Annotated in this window: 16 protein-coding genes; 9 read left to right on the top strand and 7 right to left on the bottom strand. The window is 62.2% G+C overall.

All coding sequences use genetic code 11. From position 1 onward, the window contains the following. The first annotated feature begins 60 nt into the window (after positions 1–60). The 3 genes from C4Q27_RS20815 to C4Q27_RS20825 are packed head-to-tail and all read left to right on the top strand — an operon-like array spanning position 61 to position 3,304. Complete coding sequence (locus C4Q27_RS20815) at positions 61–1,311, top strand: lipoprotein-releasing ABC transporter permease subunit (RefSeq protein ID WP_010953141.1); 1,251 nt, start codon at positions 61–63, stop codon at positions 1,309–1,311. Between the two features lie 7 nt (positions 1,312–1,318). Further along, positions 1,319–2,002 carry a lipoprotein-releasing ABC transporter ATP-binding protein LolD gene (gene lolD / locus C4Q27_RS20820; RefSeq protein ID WP_172830932.1) on the top strand — a complete coding sequence of 228 codons (684 nt, stop codon included), beginning with the start codon at positions 1,319–1,321 and terminating at the stop codon, positions 2,000–2,002. 60 nt (positions 2,003–2,062) lie between these two features. Continuing rightward, positions 2,063–3,304 carry a lipoprotein-releasing ABC transporter permease subunit gene (locus tag C4Q27_RS20825; protein ID WP_026031816.1) on the top strand — a complete coding sequence of 414 codons (1,242 nt, stop codon included), beginning with the start codon at positions 2,063–2,065 and terminating at the stop codon, positions 3,302–3,304. Between the two features lie 39 nt (positions 3,305–3,343). Here C4Q27_RS20825 and cinS read toward each other — a convergent pair whose 3' ends face one another. After that, positions 3,344–4,696 (bottom strand): two-component system sensor histidine kinase CinS, encoded by a 1,353-nt coding sequence (gene cinS / locus C4Q27_RS20830; protein ID WP_104887298.1) that lies wholly within the window; start codon positions 4,694–4,696, stop codon positions 3,344–3,346. Then, positions 4,693–5,373 carry a two-component system response regulator CinR gene (gene cinR, locus C4Q27_RS20835; protein WP_104887299.1) on the bottom strand — a complete coding sequence of 227 codons (681 nt, stop codon included), beginning with the start codon at positions 5,371–5,373 and terminating at the stop codon, positions 4,693–4,695. The genes cinS and cinR overlap by 4 nt, the downstream gene beginning before the upstream one ends. A 200-nt stretch (positions 5,374–5,573) precedes the next feature. Here cinR and C4Q27_RS20840 point away from each other — a divergent pair, with 200 nt between their 5' ends. Together C4Q27_RS20840 and queF are read left to right on the top strand one after the other, a co-directional pair. Further along, entirely contained in the window at positions 5,574–6,101 is a 528-nt protein-coding gene (locus C4Q27_RS20840) for a plastocyanin/azurin family copper-binding protein (protein WP_064491082.1), read from the top strand. A 68-nt stretch (positions 6,102–6,169) separates the two neighbouring features. After that, entirely contained in the window at positions 6,170–7,000 is an 831-nt protein-coding gene (gene queF, locus C4Q27_RS20845) for an NADPH-dependent 7-cyano-7-deazaguanine reductase QueF (protein WP_064491081.1), read from the top strand. A 33-nt stretch (positions 7,001–7,033) separates the two neighbouring features. Here the strand turns inward: queF and C4Q27_RS20850 are convergent, their stop codons facing one another. Together C4Q27_RS20850 and C4Q27_RS20855 are read right to left on the bottom strand one after the other, a co-directional pair. Continuing rightward, complete coding sequence (locus C4Q27_RS20850) at positions 7,034–7,297, bottom strand: DUF4404 family protein (RefSeq protein WP_104887300.1); 264 nt, start codon at positions 7,295–7,297, stop codon at positions 7,034–7,036. A gap of 122 nt (positions 7,298–7,419) precedes the next feature. Beyond that, entirely contained in the window at positions 7,420–7,983 is a 564-nt protein-coding gene (locus tag C4Q27_RS20855) for a hypothetical protein (protein WP_012053149.1), read from the bottom strand. 201 nt (positions 7,984–8,184) lie between these two features. On the opposite strand from C4Q27_RS20855, the gene C4Q27_RS20860 reads away from it, so the two are divergent. Then, entirely contained in the window at positions 8,185–8,892 is a 708-nt protein-coding gene (locus C4Q27_RS20860) for a VacJ family lipoprotein (protein ID WP_064491079.1), read from the top strand. Positions 8,893–8,926: 34 nt separating this feature from the next. On the opposite strand, the gene C4Q27_RS20865 is transcribed toward C4Q27_RS20860, so the two are convergent. Next, positions 8,927–9,226 carry a PilZ domain-containing protein gene (locus C4Q27_RS20865; RefSeq protein ID WP_014859666.1) on the bottom strand — a complete coding sequence of 100 codons (300 nt, stop codon included), beginning with the start codon at positions 9,224–9,226 and terminating at the stop codon, positions 8,927–8,929. 270 nt (positions 9,227–9,496) lie between these two features. Between C4Q27_RS20865 and rssB the strand changes: the two genes are divergently transcribed. The 3 genes from rssB (at position 9,497) to C4Q27_RS20880 (ending at position 12,433) form a co-directional block, all read left to right on the top strand. Then, positions 9,497–10,678 carry a two-component system response regulator RssB gene (rssB, locus tag C4Q27_RS20870; protein ID WP_010953151.1) on the top strand — a complete coding sequence of 394 codons (1,182 nt, stop codon included), beginning with the start codon at positions 9,497–9,499 and terminating at the stop codon, positions 10,676–10,678. Then, positions 10,675–11,157: an anti-sigma factor antagonist RssC gene (rssC, locus tag C4Q27_RS20875; RefSeq protein WP_010953152.1), complete on the top strand. Its 483-nt coding sequence runs from the start codon at positions 10,675–10,677 to the stop codon at positions 11,155–11,157. Before rssB ends, rssC begins: the two co-directional genes overlap by 4 nt. A gap of 217 nt (positions 11,158–11,374) precedes the next feature. Next, positions 11,375–12,433 carry an IS110-like element ISPpu11 family transposase gene (locus C4Q27_RS20880; protein WP_104887859.1) on the top strand — a complete coding sequence of 353 codons (1,059 nt, stop codon included), beginning with the start codon at positions 11,375–11,377 and terminating at the stop codon, positions 12,431–12,433. 307 nt (positions 12,434–12,740) lie between these two features. Here C4Q27_RS20880 and C4Q27_RS20885 read toward each other — a convergent pair whose 3' ends face one another. Further along, complete coding sequence (locus C4Q27_RS20885) at positions 12,741–14,594, bottom strand: alkaline phosphatase D family protein (protein WP_104887301.1); 1,854 nt, start codon at positions 14,592–14,594, stop codon at positions 12,741–12,743. Between the two features lie 179 nt (positions 14,595–14,773). Further along, complete coding sequence (tal, locus tag C4Q27_RS20890) at positions 14,774–15,700, bottom strand: transaldolase (RefSeq protein ID WP_020190071.1); 927 nt, start codon at positions 15,698–15,700, stop codon at positions 14,774–14,776. Positions 15,701–15,830 lie beyond the last annotated feature (130 nt).

Below are 15,830 nucleotides of genomic sequence, written 5' to 3' on the forward strand. Positions count from 1 at the left end.
TAAAGCCGCCGTAGGCGCCTCGCCACAAGGACGTTCCCTTTCATCCGAACAAGCCCCGACATGTTCAGACCTCTTTTCGCATTCATCGGCACGCGTTATACCCGTGCCAAACGTCGCAATCACTTCGTCTCGTTCATTTCCCTGACCTCGATGATCGGCCTCGCCCTGGGCGTGGTGGTAATGATCGTGGTGCTGTCGGTGATGAACGGTTTCGACCATGAGATGCGCACCCGCGTGTTGGGGATGATTCCTCATGCCACGCTGGAGAGCGGCCAGCCCATTGCCGACTGGCAGGCCCTTGCCCAACAAGTAAAGCAGAATCCGCAGGTGGTAGCGGTTGCGCCGTTCACCCAGATGCAGGGCCTGCTGACCCATGATGGCAAGGTGCAGAAGGTGCTGCTCAATGGCATCGACCCCGCTCGCGAGCGCGAGGTGTCGATCATCGACAACTTCGTCCTGCAAGGCCGCCTGGACCAGTTGGCGCCGGGCGAGTGGGGCATCATGATCGGCGACAAGGCGGCGGCCAAGCTGGGCGTTGCCATCGGCGACAAGCTCACCTTCGTCGCCCCCGAGGTCAGCGTGACGCCCGCCGGCATGTTCCCGCGCATGAAGCGCTTCACCGTGGTTGGCACCTTCCACGTTGGCGCGGGGGAGATCGACGGCTACCTGGGCCTGACCAACATCAGCGACCTGTCCCGCCTGCACCGCTGGAAGCCCGACCAGGTCCAGGGCCTGCGCCTGAAGTTCGACGACCTGTTCCAGGCGCCGCGCGTAGCCTGGAGCATCGCCCAGCAGCTGGGCGACCAGGAATTCTATAGCCGTGACTGGACCCGTACCCACGGCAACCTGTACCAGGCGATCCGTATGGAAAAGGCCATGATCGGCCTGCTGTTGCTGCTGATCGTGGCGGTAGCGGCGTTCAACATCATTTCCACCCTGGTGATGGTGGTCAACGACAAGCGCGGCGACATCGCCATCCTGCGCACCCTGGGCGCCACGCCCGGGCAGATCATGCTCATCTTCATGGTCCAGGGCACGGTGATCGGGGTGATTGGTACGCTGATCGGCGCCGTGGTCGGGATCTTCGCGGCACTGAACGTGAGCGCGGCGATCGCCGGCATCGAGACACTGATCGGCCACAAGTTCCTCAACGCCGACGTGTACTTCATCGATTACCTGCCGTCGCAGATCCTGGCCCAGGACGTGTACATGGTCTGTGGAGCGGCACTGGTCCTGAGTTTCTTCGCCACCCTGTATCCGGCCTGGCGTGCGGCCCGCACCCAGCCTGCAGAGGCGCTACGTTATGAGTGAGTCGCGCATGAGTGATAAAGCCGTTCTGAGTTGCCGCAACCTGGGCAAGTCCTACGACGAGGGCCCGGAGTCGGTGCAGGTGCTGTCCGGGCTCAACCTGGAACTGCGGGCCGGTGAGCGGGTGGCCATCGTTGGCAGTTCCGGCTCGGGCAAGAGTACCTTGCTCAACCTGCTGGGCGGCCTCGACCGGCCGACCCAGGGCAGCGTGTGGCTGGCTGGCGAAGAGTTGTCGGCATTGGGCGAGCGTGCCCGTGGCCTGCTACGCAACCGCGAGTTGGGCTTTGTCTACCAGTTCCACCATCTGCTGCCGGAATTCACCGCCATCGAGAACGTGTGCATGCCGCTGCTGATCGGCCGGACGCCCATCCCCGAGGCACGGGAGCGTGCCGAGGCGCTGCTCAAGCGGGTAGGCCTGGGCCACCGCTTGAACCACAAGCCGGCCGAGCTTTCCGGCGGCGAACGCCAGCGCGTGGCGATTGCCCGGGCGCTGGTCAACCGCCCCGGCCTGGTGATGCTCGACGAGCCAACCGGTAACCTCGACCACCATACCGCCCAAGGCATCCAGGAGCTGATGCAGGAGCTGTCCAGCGCTTCGCGCACGGCATTCCTGGTGGTCACCCACGACCTCAACCTGGCGCGGCAGATGGACCGTGTGCTGAAGCTCGACGATGGCCACCTGGTGGCCATCTGATCGACTGCCGGGGTGGCAGGTGCTGCCCCGTTTTCCTGTTTCCATTGGGTGATTTCGTACATGTTCAGACCCTTGCCCATCTTTATCGGCGCGCGCTACACCCGAGCCAAGCGTCGCAACCACTTCATCTCGTTCATTTCGATGACTTCGATGATCGGCCTGTCGCTGGGCGTGCTGGCGATGATCGTGGTGCTGTCGGTAATGAACGGCTTCCAGCGCGAAATGAGCTCGCGCATTCTCGGCCTGGTACCGCATGCCGCCATCCTGGGCGTGCAGCCGCTGGACGATTGGCACAAGGTGGCCGACGCAGCCATGAAGAATCCGGCGGTGATGGCGGTGGCGCCGATTACCGAGATGGAAGGCATGCTGTCGTACAAGGGCGCCATGCAGCCGATCCAGGTGGGTGGTATCGACCCGGCCGAGGAGGGCAAGGTTTCCATCGTTGGCCAGCACATCGTCCAGGGCCGCCTGCAGGGCTTGCAGCCCGGTGAATTCGGCGTGGTCATCGGTGAGCTGACCGCACGCCGCTTCCGCCTGAACACCGGCGACAAGCTGACCTTGATCGTGCCGGAAATCAGCAAGGAACCGGGTGGCATCACCCCGCGCATGCAGCGCCTCACCGTGGTTGGCATCTTCAAGGTCGGCGCCGAGCTGGATGGGTCGCAGGCCTATATCCATGTTGCTGATGCAGCCGAGATGCAGCGCTGGGCGCCAGGCCAGGTGCAAGGTGTGCGCCTGAAGCTGCACGACCTGTATGCCGCTCCGCAGGTGTCCAAGGCAATTGCTGCCGGGCTTGGTGACGCCTACCGGGCCGATGACTGGTCGCATACCCAGGGCAGCCTGTTCAGCGCCATGAAGATGGAAAAGACCATGATCGGCCTGTTGCTGATGATGATCATCGCGGTCGCGGCGTTCAATATCATCGCCACCCTGGTGATGGTGGTGAACGACAAGGGGCCGGACATTGCCATCCTGCGTACCTTGGGCGCCACGCCGGCGCAGATCATGGGCACGTTCATGGTCCAGGGCAGCCTGATCGGCATTGTCGGCACGCTGATTGGTGGCGTACTGGGCGTGATTGCGGCGTTCAATGTCAGCCAGATCGTCGGCTGGCTGGAGCGGGTGAGCGGGCAGCACATCTTTACCTCGGATGTGTACTTCGTCAGCAGCTTGCCGTCGCAGTTGCAGTGGGGGGATGTGGCGATCATCTGCACCGCCGGCCTGGTGATGAGTTTCCTGGCGACCATTTACCCGGCCTACCGGGCGTCGCAGGTGCAGCCGGCGATTGGCCTGGCGGTTTGATGTCTGCCTGAGATCCTGGGGGCGTGAAGCCCCTCAGGGTTACCGGTCTTGAGTGAACTCGATCACGAATCGGGTCCACCCATCCTCGCACTCCGCCCGTATGCATCCGCCATGGGCCTGCACGATCGACCGGGTAATCGCCAGGCCCAGCCCCGCATGCTCGCTGCTGCCTTCCCGTCGAGCCGGGTCCACCCGGTAGAAGCGGTCGAAAAGCCGCGGTAGCGCGGCCGGGTCGATAGCCAGCCCGGTATTGGCCACGTTGATCGTCGGCCCCGGCCCCAGGGTCACCTTGATCTGTCCTCCAGCCGGGGTAAAGCGCATGGCGTTGTCCAGCAGGTTGGACAGTGCCCGGCGCAGCATATGCCGGTCACCGTGCAGTACGGCTTCACCCTCGCGCAGCATCTGCACGTCGCTGTCTTCTGCCAGGGGCGCGTAGTACTCCAGCAGCGCATCCACCTCGTCATGCAGCGCCAAAGGCGCGTCCCCTGGTACCAGCAGGCCGTGGTCGGCCTTGGCCAGAAACAGCATGTCGTTGATCATCTGCGCCATCCATTGCAGTTCTTCCAGGTTGCCATGCAGCGCCTCTCGGTATTCTTCGAGGCTGCGTGGGCGGGTGAGGGTGACCTGGGTGTGCGTCAGCAGGTTGGACAGCGGCGTACGTAACTCGTGGGCGATATCGGCGGAAAACGCTGACAGGCGCTGGAAGGCATCATCCAGGCGCTGCAGCATCGCGTTCATGCTGCTGGCCAGCTCGGCCAACTCTTCGGGCATCTGCGCCACCGGCAGACGGGTGGTGAGGGAGCGCGCTGACACGCTGGCGGCCACCTGGCCCATCTGCCGCAATGGGCGCAGGCCGCTGCGGGCGGCCCAGGCACCCAATAGTGCGGTGATTAGCGCCGACAGGCCGACCGTCAGCCAGATCAGCCGTTGCATGCCCTGCAGGAAGTGCTGGTGGTGGGTGATGTCGAGGTACAGGGTCAGTCGCGGCGACTGCATGGCGCCCTGTGTCAGGGGCACGGACAGGCTGCGGTAGTCGATGCCTGGCGCATGCAGCGTGGCCAGCCCGGTGGCCTGCGCTGCATGCGGCAGCCCGCTGCGGCTTTCGAACCAGGTGGCGCCATTGCTGGCACTGATACGCAGGGCCAGGTCGGCCTGGTGACTCAGTTCATCGCGCAGGGCAGGCAGGCGGGCCTGGAGCTCATCAGCCGTGCTGACGCCAGCCAGTTGCGTACGAAACAATGACAGGCGCGAGTCCAGCAGTTGTTGGTCGAGTTCGACGAAGTGCTGCTCGCTGGCCCGGCTGAACAGCAGACCGGCGCCCAGCGAGACGGTGGCGGTGCAGGCGGCGAACAGCAGGGCCAGGCGGCTGCCGAGGGAAACCCGGCGCATCAATCGGTGCGCTCTTCGAGTACGTAACCCATGCCGCGGACAGTGTGGATCAGCTTGTTGGGGTGCGGGTCGTCGATCTTCAGGCGCAGGCGGCGGATGGCCACTTCGATCACATTGGTGTCGCTGTCGAAGTTCATGTCCCACACCTGCGAGGCGATCAGCGATTTTGGCAGTACCTCACCCTGGCGGCGCAGCAGCAGCTCAAGGAGTGAGAATTCCTTGGCGGTCAGGTCGATGCGCAGCCCGGCGCGCTCGGCGCGGCGGCGGATCAGGTCCAGGCGCAGGTCGGCCAGGCTCAGGGTCGTGTCCTGGCTCGGGCTGGTGCCACGGCGCAGCAGGCTGCGTACCCGGGCCAGCAGTTCGGAAAAGGCGAACGGCTTGACCAGGTAGTCGTCGGCGCCCAGTTCCAGGCCATGCACGCGATCCTCGACGGCGTCGCGGGCGGTCAGGAACAGCACTGGCGTATCCAGGCCAGCCTGGCGCACGGCCTGAAGAATCTGCCAGCCGTCGCGGCCGGGCAGCATCACGTCGAGGATCAGCAGGTCGTGGTCGCCGGTCAGGGCGAGGAACTGGCCGGTCTCGCCATCGGTGGCCAGCTCGGTGGCAAAGCCGGCCTCGCTCAGGCCTTGGCTCAGGTACTGGCCGGTGCGGGCCTGGTCTTCGACGATCAGCAGTTTCATGCGCTGTCCATATTCTGAAAGATTGTGCGTAGCCTATGGCGCCGCTTTACCGCTAGCACAGGGGCAATGGGATGGCTGAAATGATACGTGACGATGCGCCCGCTCGCCCAAGCTGACAAAGTTGTAATGTGCCTGTCAGGTAGCTGCCAGTCGCCCCCGGCTAATGTGGCTTCATCCTGCTGTGTATTCCCGGAGCCATCATGAAACACCTGTTCATTGCCGCCACCCTTGCCCTGGGCAGCCTGCCGGCTTTCGCTGGCCAGGCGCAGACCTTCGCCTTTGGTGAGCCTGCCCCGGCGGCCAAGGCCACCCGCACGGTCAACGTGGTGCTCAAGGACATCGCCTTCGAGCCAAAAAGCCTGCAGGTAAAAGCCGGCGAGACGGTGCGCTTCGTGCTGGTCAACGAGGGCAGGCTGCCGCACGAATTCAACCTGGGCGACAAGGCCATGCATGCCGAACACCAGAAGGAAATGGTCGCCATGCAAGGCAAGATGTTCACCGAGGCGATGAACCACGAAGGTATGGATCACGGCAAGATGATGAACCACGGCCAAATGATGGACCATGGTGACGGCCATGGTCACGGGGGTGGCAACACTGTGATGGTCATGCCCGGCCAGCGCGCCGAACTGACCTGGACCTTCCGCCAATCGGCGCCCATCGAGTTTGCCTGCAACGTGCCGGGGCATTACCAGGCGGGTATGGTCGGGGCATTGACCATTGAGTGACTGGCCCTGCAAGGCGGAGTGCAAAACCGGTAGACTAGGGGCATTTTCGAACCTCTAGGTCAGTTTCCATGCATCCCGCTGCCGAACATTCCCCGCTGGGCAAGTCCAGCGAATACATCGCCACCTACTCCCCGGAGCAGTTGTTCCCGATCCCGCGCACTGCCAAGTGGGCCGAGCTGGGCGTCACTGCACAGACCTTGCCCTGGCAGGGGGTGGATTACTGGAACTGCTTCGAGCTGAGCTGGCTGCTGCCTTCGGGCAAGCCGGTGGTAGCGATCGGCGAGTTCGCCATCCCGGCTGATTCGCCAAACATCATCGAGTCCAAGTCATTCAAGCTGTACCTCAACTCGCTGAACCAGACAGTGTTCACCTCGCTGGGCGCGTTGCAGGCTTGCCTGGAAAAAGACCTGTCCGCCGCTGCCGGCAAGCCGGTGGGGGTGAAGGTGCGCACCTTGGCCGAGGTTGAAGCCCAGGGTGTGGTGGCTTTGCCGGGGCAGTGCATCGATGCACTGGACGTGGCCATCAGCAACTACGAGCAGCCGCAGCCAGAGCTGTTGCGCTGCAACCCGGAGCGGGTGGTGGAAGAAACCCTACATAGCCATCTGCTGAAGTCCAATTGCCCGGTCACCGGCCAGCCGGATTGGGGCAGCGTGGTGGTCGAGTACAAGGGCAGGGCGCTGGACCACGCCAGCCTGCTGACCTATCTGATCAGCTTCCGCCAGCATGCCGACTTCCATGAGCAGTGTGTGGAACGGATTTATCTGGACCTGAAGAATCTGCTGCAGCCGGAGCACCTGACGGTCTATGCGCGCTATGTGCGCCGCGGTGGGCTGGACATCAACCCGTATCGCAGCACCGGGCCGATCAGCCCGGATAACAAACGGCTGGTCCGGCAGTAATACAGGGGGGGCCGCTTTGCGGCCCCCGCTATTTCAGATCCCCATGCTGTGCAGCGAGTTGGCAATGCTGCGCAGGGTGGCTGTGAGGTCGGGGTGTTCGGCCTCGAAGCGTTCGATCGCCAGGTTCACGCCGTCCACCAGATTGTTGTCTGGCGTGGCTTCCTCAAGTTTCAGTTGCGCCTCGATCTGGCGCGCCTCTTCGTGCAGGGCGGCCAGCTCTTCTTCCGAAAGCGGTACGTTGCGGTCCAGTTGCTCGCGCAAGCTGTTCAGGCGCTCTTGCAATTCGCGGGCAGGCATTGGCTATTCTCCATCAATGGCTTGGCAAGCCATGGACCTCGGCGACGTGGCAAAGGTTCTGGCCTGTCTTCAGGGTAATCTACCTGCTGCCGATTTGCATGATCCGCGTCAAGACGGCTGTATCAGGGTTTTTCACCCTTGCGCCGGCGCTGGGCGATGTCCACCAGGCAGGTGTCCAGCGCTTCCAGATGGTCGATCACCGAGTGCACGCCCAGGCTGAACAGCGCCAGCGTCGCCTTGCTGCGCGCCAGATCCTGCTCTTGCGGGCTCATGGCTTGCCATTGCGCAGAAGTGCGGTCGCATAACGGGCTGCAGGCGGCCAGGCCTACTGTCCACAAGCCGGCGTTAAGGCCAGACTGCAGCAGGCGCGGGTCGCCGCTGACCAATACGCAGCCATCCAGGCGCTCGCTGTCCAGCGCCATCAGTGCCTGCCAGCAAGCGTTCGGCGCCGGCCAGCGCACGCCGTTGACCGCATGCCCTGGCAGCCAGTCGGGCAGTACATGGGCCAGGCGTTCGCTTTGCGCGGTATTGAGGTCATCCAGCCAGATGCACGGCACTTGGCGCTGACGCAGGCTGGCAAGGGTGGCCAGGGCGCCGGGGGCGGGTGATGGCGCGCCATGGGTAGCCTGCACCAGGCAGCCGCGCAAGCCGAACAGTACAGCAGTGAAGGCGGGCGCAGTGTCCATGGCAACTTCCCCCAAATGGTTCGAAGGCTATGCGTTGATTGTTACCGTCCTGTGACATCGGCCGCTGCGCAACAGTTGTTCACAAAATATTGAGCAAAAATGTGTAAGGCTGTTTATCAGCCCGCAAGTCTCTATACTGCCGCCTTGATAGCAGCGCGATGTGTTGCGCTTGCGGCCAAGAAATTCGATGGAGAAACATCTATGCGTAGGATCGGTGCCAGTGTGATCGAACGAGTCACCCAGGCCTGTGTCTGCGCCAGCATGCTGCTGGCGCCCGCGGCAGCCACCCAGGCCGCCACCGAGGAAGATCCCTGGGAAGCGGTCAACCGCCCGATCTTCCGCTTCAACGACACCCTCGACACCTATGCCCTCAAACCATTGGCCAAGGGCTACCAGGCGGTCACTCCACAGTTCCTCGAAGATGGCATCCACAACATCTTTCGCAACCTGGGGGACGTGACCAACCTGGCCAACAACGTGTTGCAGCTCAAGCCGCATGCGGCGGGCGTGGATACGGCGCGGTTGATCGTCAACACCACCTTCGGCCTGGGTGGCTTCTTCGATGTGGGTACCAAGATGGGCCTGCAGCGCAACGACGAGGACTTTGGCCAGACCCTGGGCTACTGGGGTGTGCCGAGCGGGCCGTATGTGGTCATCCCACTGCTGGGCCCAAGCACTGTGCGTGATGGTGTGGCCAAGTACCCGGACACCTACACCAAACCCTATCGCTACATCGACCACGTGCCTACGCGCAATTCGATCTTCGCGTTGGACCTGATCGACACCCGCGCCAGCCTGCTCTCGGCCGAAAAGCTGATTCAGGGTGACAAGTACATCTTCATTCGCAATGCCTACCTGCAAAACCGCGAGTTCAAGGTGAAGGATGGCGAGGTCGAAGACGACTTCTGATCTGTGAACCTGGGGCCGCAAAGCGGCCCCTAGTTCAATGCATGGCCAGAATCCGCAGCCCGAACTTCTGCTGCCCGCCCGGCTGGTCGGCAATCCATACCACTTCGGTGCTGGCATGCAGCCCCTTCAGCGCCGGATGGTCGGAGTCGATCCGTACCTCGATCTGATCACCCACCAGAAAGCGCTGTGGCGCCTGCACTTGCATGCCGCCGCTGGACAGGTCCAGGCACACCGCCGCAATCACCTGGCCTTCGTGCAAAAGGCTGACCTCGGTGTCGATGCGCATGCGAATGAAGTCGCGTTTCTCGCTATGGCTGGAGGGCGTGTGGGGCATGCTGCATCCTTCCCGTCGGGTTGCGCTGGTCGACTTTCTTATAACTCCCGGTGATTTGCCCTGTAAAGAGCGGCGAGGTCGACCCCAGCATGCTTGAAACCCCTGCCGGATGGGAGTACCGTCTGCGCCTTACAAGGTACCTCTGACAGTTGCCGGGCAGGTGTTCTTGTCCTACAACTCAAGTAGAGTGTGACCATAAAGAATTCCCGTAGCTGGCCGTCTGCCTTGCCGACACCGCTGCACCAACCTAAATCGGCGCCGTTCGCCCACATGCAGAAAACCAGTGCAACGCTGCTGATCATCGATGACGACGACGTGGTCCGTGCCAGCCTCGCCGCCTATCTTGAAGACAGTGGTTTCAGCGTCCTCCAGGCCGGTAATGGCCAGCAGGGGCTTCAGGTCTTCGAAGAACACCAGCCCGACCTCGTGATCTGCGATCTGCGCATGCCGCAGATGGGCGGCCTCGAACTGATCCGTCAGGTCAGCGAGCGTGCGCCGCAGTTGCCGGTGATCGTGGTGTCCGGTGCCGGCGTCATGAGTGATGCGGTGGAAGCGTTGCGCCTGGGCGCCGCCGACTACCTCATCAAGCCGCTGGAAGACCTGGCCGTACTCGAGCATTCGGTGCGCCGCGCCCTCGACCGCTCGCGCCTTGTGCTGGAAAACCAGCGCTACCGCGACAAGCTCGAAGCCGCCAACCGCGAACTGGAGGCCAGCCTGCACCTGTTGCAGGAGGACCAGACCGCCGGTCGCCAGGTGCAGATGAACATGTTGCCGGAAAGCCCCTGGGTGGCCGGCGAGTTCGCCTTCGAGCACCAGATCATCCCGTCGTTGTATCTTTCGGGTGATTTTGTCGATTATTTCCGCGTGGACGAGCGGCGCATTGCTTTCTACCTCGCCGATGTATCCGGGCATGGGGCGTCGTCGGCCTTTGTCACCGTGCTGTTGAAATTCATGACCACGCGCCTCATGTTCGAGCTCAAGCGCAGCAGAATGCGTGAGTTCAAGCCGTCTGAAGTGCTCAGCCACATCAACCGCGGCCTGATCAACAGCAAGCTGGGCAAGCACGTCACCATGGTCGGCGGGGTGATCGACGAAGAGTCCGGCCTGCTGACCTACGCTGTCGGCGGCCATTTGCCGTTGCCGGTACTGTACACCCCCGAACATTGCCGCTACCTGGAAGGCCGCGGCCTGCCGGTGGGGTTGTTCGATGAGGCCACATACCAGGACTTGGTGGTGGAGCTACCCCCGCAGTTCAGCCTCAGCCTGATGTCCGATGGCATTCTGGACCTTTTGCCGGGTGATACGCTCAAAGATAAAGAAGCCGCCTTGCCGGAGATCGTCAAGGCAGCAGGTGGCAGTCTGGATGGGCTGCGTCAACGATTTGGATTGGCTACGCTTGGGGAGATGCCGGATGATATCGCCCTATTGGTGTTGAGCAGGAACCTTCAATGAGTACCGGTAGAATTCAGTTCGCCGAGCAGAGCGGTACCTTCGTACTGAAATTCGTTGGTGAAGTGCGCCTGACCCTGTGTTCGGCGCTGGATGCGACGATCGAGAAAATTTTCACTGCGCTGAACTTCTCGGCGATTGTCATCGACCTGACTGAAACCGAGAGTATCGACAGCACCACGCTGGGCCTGCTGGCGAAGCTGTCGATCCTGTCGCGGCAGAAGGTGGGCCTGCTGCCGACGGTGGTGACTACCAATCCGGACATTTCACGGCTATTGCAGTCGATGGGCTTCGATCAGGTGTTCAACATCGTCGATCGGCCGATACCCTGCACCGATTGCCTGACCGACTTGCCGTCGCAGGACCAGAATGAAGATGTGGTGCGCTCCAAGGTGCTGGAGGCGCACAAGATCCTCATGGGCCTGAATGACTCCAACCGCGAAGCCTTCCATGATCTGGTCAATGCGCTGGAGCGGAGCTGATCTCTGGCCTGTGCCGGCATCTTCGCGGGTAAACCCGCTCCTACGACGGCCTGCGCCCAAACACCAATGTGTGTCCGCCCCCAATCAGGTGTAATCGATGGACTCGCCCCCGCCGAGGCATCACAGTGCCACGGTGGTGTTCGAAGAAGCCAACGGCAGCGAGGGCGAGACCATGAAAAAGCATAGTTCGAAACACGATTCCCTGTCTTCCACTGATGTGGAGCTTTGCACAACCATCTGCGTAGACCTGGCCAAACAGGTCTTCCAATTAGCAGGCGAGGACGCTACCGGTCGGGTGATCTACGAAGATCGCATCAAATCCCGCCAAGCGTTCCACGATTTCCTGCTCAGGCTGCCAACGACCGTGGCCGTCTTGATGGAGTGCGGTCCAGGTGCACAAGCCTGGGCCAGACTGCTGCAGGCCAAAGGTAATCCGGTTCGCATCCTGCCGGCGCAACGTGTCGCCGAACATCGCAGCGGTGCTAAGAACGATCGTAACGACTGCTATGCCATTTTGCGTGCCGGTCGCGATACGAGCATCGCTTCGATACCGATCAAGAGCACCACAGCACTGGCTATTCAAGCGCTGCACCGTATCCGGCGCGGTAACATCAAGCGACATACCGCGCTGGGTAATCAGATCCGTGGTTTGCTACTCGAGCATGGCGTATCCATGCCCCAGGGCGATGCCGCGGTCAATAAGCATGTGCCTCAGGCGCTTGAGGATGCTTCCTTGCCTCTACCCGACCTGTTGCGCGAGTTGCTCGATGAGTTGCTGATGGACTGGTTGTCTCTAGGTGAACGCATAGCGGCGCTGAGCCGCCGGCTCGAAGCGACTGCCCAAGAGGATAAAGTCGCTCAGCGACTGATCACCATTCGTGGCGTCGGCCCTATCATTGCCACGGCGATCGTGGCGAAACAGACCGACCCCAGCCGCTTCGCCAGTGGCCGAATGTATTCCGCCTTCTTCGGTATCGTGCCCGATCAGCACAGCAGCGGAAACAAAATCAGATTGGGCAAGATGAGCAAGCGCGGTGACGGCTACATACGCAGCCTGATGATCCAGGGCGCGCATGCTGTCTTGAGTCAGTTAAGGCCTGATTCCGATCAGCCAGATGATCGCCGCCTCTTGCGCTGGCTATCCCGCCTTGGGCGCAAGGAGGCGGCGATCAGGCTGGCTAATCGAAATCTGCGGATTATCTGGGCCCTGTTACAGAGCGATCAGGTTTACCAACGCAAACCGAACGAAAAACCGGAGGCGGCTATGAGCCTCTGACCAACCGGGTAATGCCACCGGGGCGCTAGGCGCTCCAACCCCTGCTAGTGAACATTGACCCTAGGTAAGACCGTCGCAGACCGATGCCTCCGCTCCTACAGGCCTGATAGTGGCCTCAATGTAAACGGCACACTGCGAGCTCACCACGATGTTGGCCAGAAGCAAAAAGCTTCCTCGAACAGGCCTGATACATAGATGCAACCGGGTTCCTATGTTCAAAAAAGCAGCTAGACAGTGTGGGCGAGTCCATACATAGGAGCGGGTTTACCCGCGAAGAGGCCGGCACAGGCTGTAAAAATTCTGAATCTCACTGCTCCCGGTTTTTAAACTCTGTAGCCTCACCCCCGCTCGCATCCAGCTGATACACCCGCGCCGGCCGCCCCTGTTCATCAAAAAACACCTGTCCCAGCCCGGCACCATTCCACAACCGCTCCCCCGCCTTGCTATGGTTCGGCGTGCGCGGCACTACTTCCATCTCCCGCCGCTTGGTAAACCAGTTCAGGGGTGAACGCGGCGCGTACAGCCAGCGGTTGAGCCGGTCGAGCACATCCAGCAAACGCCGGGGAAACTCGTTCTTGATTCCGCTGCTGGTCACCTGCCACAAGTGCGGGCTGCGCTGGCGGTGGCGAATCAGCACCTCATACACGAACGAGTAATGCACATCCCCCGACAGCACCACGTAGTGCCCCGGCGTGCGCGAGTGGCGGAAGATATTGAGGATGACCTGTGCTGCACCGCGGTGGGCCATCCAGTTTTCGGCATCCACCAGCAGGGGGTAGCCCAGCCAGCTGAACACCTTCTGCACCGTCTCGATCAGCTTCACCCCGAAAATCGGCGCAGGTGACACGATGACCGCCGAAGGATGATCGAGCAGTGCTTGCTGTAATTCACTCAGCGCTTCCCAGTCCAGCAGGCCGGACGGCTTGGCCAGGTTGCTTTCGCTGCGCCAGCGGCGGGTGCGGGTGTCCAGTACCAGCAGGGGTGGTTCTGTAGGCAGGCTGAACTGCCAGCCCTGGAAGCGCAGCAGCTCGCCGATCAACTCATCCTGGTTCTGGCGGGTCAGCACCTGGCACTGTTCGATCAGCGGATTGCAATCGTCCGGGTTGTTGCCCCAGGCCTGGCAGAGCAGGTAGCCGAGCAAGGCGTTGCCGATGATCCTTCGCGAGAATGGGTGGCCGTAGGCCGTTTCCTCCCACTGCGCCGAGAGGTTCCAGTCGTCGGTGATGTCGTGGTCGTCGAAGATCATCAGGCAGGGCAGGTGGGCCATCACCCGCGCCACCTGACCGAGATTGTCGGCAAACCCCTGGATCAGCGGCAGCTCTTGCCGGTATCGGGCTTGATGCTCGTCGCTGAGCCCGCCGGGGATGTCCAGGTCCACCAGCTGCCAGGGCACCGGCGACCACACCAACAGGTACATGGCCATGACTTCGGCGAAGGTCACCAGATGGTTGTCGGCGTTGCTGGACGAGAATATCGGCTTGCGCTTGCCGCCGAAAAAACGCTCGCGCAGGGTATCGTTGCGTTCCAGCGCCGGCAGCAGGTCGGCACGGTGGTAGTAGCTGGCCGGGTGCTGGTACAGCGCCTGGCTGTCGGCTACCACTGCACCTTCCAGTTGCTCGTCGAACAAGCCCAGGCGCGAGATCAGGCTATGGATGGCGCGCAGCATGGGACCCGCGACATCGTCGGCGTAAACCTGGTCGCCCGTCATCACTAGCACGGCGGGGCGGTCTTCGGGCTTCTTGCACCCCTGCAGCAGCCGGTCGGCGCACAGCAGGCCGTCGGCAGCAGGGTGGTGCGGCTTGCGGCAGGAGCCGTGCAGCAAATGGTCGAGGCGCTCACGCAGCACCAGGCTCGGGCGTGGGTTGCCGGGGTAGAGCAGGTGTGGGGCCCAGTCGGCGATACCCTGGCCGTTGATCAGTAGGTCGTAGTCGAGCAGCTGGTTGCAGGGCAGGGGGCTGGCGAATTGGATGTCCAGCAGGTGAACGTAGGCATGCCGGCCAATCGGCACCACTTGGCAATCGACATGGGCCTTGCTTGCCAGGCAGACGAACTCGGGCTGCAGTGGTTGGGTAGTGACCAGCCAGACGGCCAGACGCTGGGGTTCCAGGCGGCGCAGTACCGGGCCGGCGAGAACGAGGGGCAACGGGTTAGGGGAGGTCATCGACAGCTCGGGTGGCTATGGCGGCCTGTTCGCGGGCAAGCCCGCCCTTACATCGATCGGTGTAGGAGCGGGCTTGCCCGCGAACAGGCCCGAGAATTCAATACACAACTAAGGCGTGGCAAACAAAACGGGCGGAAAATACTGAACACTTCCCGCCCGTCGGGCAAACACGAACTGTATCAGGCCTTTTCAGCCATCAACTTCTCCAGCTTTTCCTGGTCCCGCGCAAACTGGCGGATACCTTCGGCCAGTTTCTCGGTGCCCATGGCGTCTTCGTTCATCGCCCAGCGGAACTGGCTTTCGTTCAGGTGCTGCTTGGCTTCACCGGCGTTGCCCGGTTTCAGCACCTGCGGCAACTCACCCTGGTCATCGCTGAGCTGCTGCAGCAATTCGGGGCTGATGGTCAGGCGGTCACAGCCGGCCAGTTGTTCGATCTGGCCGATATTGCGGAAGCTGGCGCCCATCACCACAGTGTTGTAACCATTGGCCTTGTAGTAGTTGTAGATGCGGGTGACCGACTGCACGCCTGGGTCCTCGGCGCCCACGTATTCCTGGCCGGTGCTCTTCTTGTACCAGTCGTAGATACGGCCCACGAACGGCGAAATCAAAAACACCCCGGCATCGGCACAAGCCTGGGCCTGGGCGAAGGAGAACAACAGGGTCAGGTTGGTCTGGATACCTTCCTTCTCCAGCTGCTCGGCGGCACGAATGCCTTCCCAGGTGGAGGCCAGCTTGATCAGTACACGCTCTTTTGCCACTCCGGCCGCCTCGTACAGGGCGATCAGCTGACGCGCCTTGTTCAGCAGGGCTGGCTCATCGAACGACAGGCGTGCATCCACCTCGGTGGAGATACGCCCCGGGATGACCTTGAGAATGCCCGAGCCTACCGCCACCGCAAACTTGTCGCAGGCCAGGTCGACATTACCCTTGGCGTCGGCCTTCACCTGTTTAAGCAGGTCGGCGTAGCCCGGGATGGCAGCAGCCTTGAGCAGCAGCGACGGGTTGGTGGTGGCATCGACCGGCTTCAGGCGGGTGATGGCGTCCAGGTCCCCGGTGTCGGCGACCACGGTGGTGAACTGCTTGAGTTGTTCCAGCTTGGAGGTCATGGGCGTGCTCTGTCCTGTGCATTTACTCGACATTACCCGAGCCCCGACAGCCGCTCAAGGGCCGCCGAAACCCTGCGGACCCGCTGGCCCGCACAGGGCTGTACGAAAGGTGAAGATTCGAGTCGCAAGC

The sequence above is a fragment of the Pseudomonas sp. SWI36 genome (assembly GCF_002948105.1).
Taxonomy (GTDB): Bacteria; Pseudomonadota; Gammaproteobacteria; order Pseudomonadales; family Pseudomonadaceae; genus Aquipseudomonas; species Aquipseudomonas alloputida.